Origin of the sequence: Zoogloea sp., from assembly GCF_028693495.1 — a bacterium.
Lineage (GTDB): Bacteria > Pseudomonadota > Gammaproteobacteria > Burkholderiales > Rhodocyclaceae > Zoogloea.
This window is the reverse complement of sequence record NZ_JAQUVG010000175.1, coordinates 1-3,054: the sequence shown is the minus strand read 5'-3', so window position 1 is coordinate 3,054 and position 3,054 is coordinate 1. Positions and strand designations below refer to the sequence as shown.

Here is a 3,054-nt window from a genome sequence, read left to right as displayed (position 1 = left end):
CCCCCAGAAGAGCGTCGTGGTAGCGAGGGAAATCTGGCCGAGCTTGTCACGCCACAGCAGCTTGAGACAATGGTTGAAGTCGTGGATCAGGTAAAGCGGATTGGACTTCAGGGCCTTGTGGTCCACTCCGGTATCCGGAACCTTCAGGTTGAACAGCGCTGCGATCAGGTAGAGCACACCGATCACGCAGAGAGACATTTCCGGCACCGTGTCGACACCAGTATCGATCAGCGGAAAATCCACGTTCAAAAGTGTCGCTGAAAAAGACGGCTTGATCAGCATTCCCCCCACCAGCGTGCCCAGAATGATCGCCCCCACCGTGAGCCCCTCGATCCAGCCGTTGGCGACGACCAGCAGGCGGTGAGGGAGGTACTCGGTCAGGATCCCGTACTTGGCCGGTGAGTAGGCCGCTGCGCCAAGTCCGACGATGGCGTAGGCAAAGAGGGGATGGACTCCGAAGAACATCAGGGAGCAGCCCATGATCTTGATCGTGTTGCTGATCAACATGACCCGCCACTTGGGCATCGAATCCGCGAAGGCGCCCACAAAGGCGGCCAGCAGCACATAGGACAGGGTGAAGAAGAGCTTGAGCAGGGGCTCGTATTCCTGTGGAGACTGCATCTCGCGCAACATGTAGATGGAGGCGATCAGCAGCGCGTTGTCGGCCAGCGCAGAGAAAAACTGCGCCGCCATGATCATGTAGAAACCGAAGGGCATCGTTGGGCGACGGAAGCTCGGTGAATTTGGCGGAGGGCGCTTTATACCATGAAGGCCCATCAGTCTTATGGCGGCCAGATCAATGTTGTGCTCCAATAGGGCAACATAAATCGGATTTATGAACCATGGCAGATAGACGTCTCCAGGTGTTTCATGCAGTGGCACGGCACGGCTCCTTCACCCGGGCGGCCGAGGCTCTGTTCATGACCCAGCCTGCAGTCACCTTCCAGATCAAGCAACTGGAAGAGCAGTACAACACCCGCCTGTTCGACCGGGGACACGGGCGGGTCACCCTCACGCCTGCAGGCGAATTGGTGATGGCCTACGCAGAGCGGATCCTGGGTCTGACCGAAGAGCTGGAGTCCCGGGTGTCGGAGCTGACCGACGAGCTTTCCGGGGTGCTTCACCTGGGCACCAGCACCACCATTGCCGGCTACTGGCTGCCCTACCTGCTCGAAGGCTTCAAGCGCCGCTATCCCAGGGTGGTGCCCCGGGTGTCGGTGGGCAACTCCCAGCTGATCGAAAGCAGGGTGCTCGAGCGTCACCTGGATGTGGGGCTGATCGAGATCGTCACGGACCAGTCCAACCTGGACCGGCGCAGGGCTGGCCAGGATGAGCTGCAGTTGATCGTTGCACCGGAGCATCCCCTGGCTGCGGAAAAATCCGTCCATGCCGAACAATTGGTTGCCCATCCACTGATCCATCGGGAACCGGGTAATGCAATCCGTGATCTGGTGGATCAGTTTTTTGCCAATGCCGGCATCCCTTACGAAGATCTCAATGTCACTGCGGAACTGGGCAGCCTATCCACCGTAAAGCACATGACTGCCACTGGATTTGGTATCGCCATCGCCTCGGTGGCTGCCATCCGGAGTGCCGTTAAGGCCGGACGCCTGGTGGGCATTCCCCTTGAGCCACGTCTGTACACGCCGCTTGAAGTGATCCTCCTCAAGGACAAGTTCCGTTCGCGACTGGTGAACACCTTTGCGGATTTCGTTACTGAAGAAATCGGGCGCATGAGCGCCGGCACTCCGACCTGAACCATGCCCCGTCCCATCCGCGCCTCCATCAATCTGGAGGCCCTGCGTCACAATTATCGTATCGCCAAGGCCCGGAGTGGCTCTGCCATGGCCCTGGCCGTTGTCAAGGCAAATGCCTACGGTCACGGCCTGGAGCGTGCCGTACGTGCTTTGGGCGATATTGCCGATGGCTTTGCCCTTCTGGATCTGGCGGAAGCCCGCCTGCTGCGCGATGCGGGAGTCACCCAGCCCATCGTGCTGCTGGAAGGTTTTTTCGAACCTGAGGACCTGCGGCAGGTAGCTGAACTCCAGCTCCGGCCGACAGTACATGGTGAAGCCCAGTTGGTCATGCTGGAGCGGGCTTCCTTGCCCAAGCCCATCGATGTGATGCTGAAAATCAATACCGGCATGAATCGACTCGGCTTCACAGCGGCTGCTTTCCCGGGGGCGCTGGCTCGTTTGAGAGCTCTTCCGGCGGTACGCAGTATCACCTTGATGACCCATTTTGCCCAGTCAGATGATGAGGTGGGGATTTCCGGGCAGCTGGCGGTCTTCAAGACGCTGGCCCATGGATCGGGCCTTCCCGTGAGCCTGGCGAACTCTGCTGCGCTGCTGCGCTTCCCCGAAGCCGTCGGACAGGTCGTACGCCCCGGAATCATGCTCTACGGAAGCTCTCCGATGCCCGCTCTTCAGAGGGCCGAAGCGCTGGGTTTGCGGCCGGTGATGACGCTGACCAGCGAGATCATCGGTGTCCAGGAGCTGGTGGCCGGGCAGCGGGTGGGCTATGGCGGCACGTTTACTGCCAGCGGAGCGATGCGCATCGGTGTGGTGGCCTGCGGCTACGCCGATGGTTACCCCCGTCACGCCCCCACGGACACCCCCATCCTTGTGGGTGGGCGGCGTACCCGTACCCTCGGCAGGGTTTCCATGGACATGCTGGCCTGTGACCTCACCCATCTGCCAGACGAGGGCGTCGGATCTCCGGTCACCCTGTGGGGCGAGCGGCTTTCGGCGGATGACGTCGCGACTGCCGCGGGAACCATAAGCTATGAGCTTTTCTGTGCACTGGCGCCCCGGGTGCCTGTCACGGAGAAGGACGGGTAAGCAGCATGGCCAAGGTGAAGACTGAGCATGTGTGCTCCGAATGCGGTGGCAAGTCGCCCCGCTGGCAGGGGCAGTGTCCCCACTGCAAGGCCTGGAATACCCTGGTCGAGTCGCTGATCGAGGCGGAGACACCCCTCGCCAAGCGCTTCAGTGCATTGGCCGGGGACAGCGGTCGCCTGCAGACCCTCGCGGAGATCCGCCCCCAGGAGTCCCC

General features: G+C 61.1%; 3 protein-coding genes and 1 pseudogene. 3 read left to right on the top strand and 1 reads right to left on the bottom strand.

All coding sequences use genetic code 11. The features are described 5' to 3' along the window. Nucleotides 1-717 (bottom strand): lysophospholipid transporter LplT (gene lplT, locus PHD22_RS16785; RefSeq protein WP_299869552.1); only part of this gene is annotated, 717 nt, incomplete at its 3' end. Nucleotides 718-842: 125 nt separating this feature from the next. On the opposite strand from lplT, the gene PHD22_RS16780 reads away from it, so the two are divergent. The 3 genes and pseudogenes from PHD22_RS16780 to PHD22_RS16770 form a co-directional block, all read left to right on the top strand. Then, nucleotides 843-1,757 carry a LysR family transcriptional regulator gene (locus tag PHD22_RS16780; RefSeq protein ID WP_299869549.1) on the top strand — a complete coding sequence of 305 codons (915 nt, stop codon included), beginning with the start codon at nucleotides 843-845 and terminating at the stop codon, nucleotides 1,755-1,757. Nucleotides 1,758-1,760: 3 nt separating this feature from the next. Then, nucleotides 1,761-2,840, top strand: a complete 1,080-nt coding sequence (alr, locus tag PHD22_RS16775) for an alanine racemase (protein ID WP_299869546.1) — start codon at nucleotides 1,761-1,763, stop codon at nucleotides 2,838-2,840. A 5-nt stretch (nucleotides 2,841-2,845) separates the two neighbouring features. Then, nucleotides 2,846-3,054 (top strand): annotated as a pseudogene (locus tag PHD22_RS16770) (DNA repair protein RadA); the annotation flags it as partial.

Bases quoted from the DNA above. Each gene is read 5' to 3' on its own strand.
- PHD22_RS16780 (WP_299869549.1), top strand. From the start codon at position 843: ATGGCAGATAGACGTCTCCAGGTGTTTCATGCAGTGGCACGGCACGGC.
- alr (WP_299869546.1), top strand. From the start codon at position 1,761: ATGCCCCGTCCCATCCGCGCCTCCATCAATCTGGAGGCCCTGCGTCAC.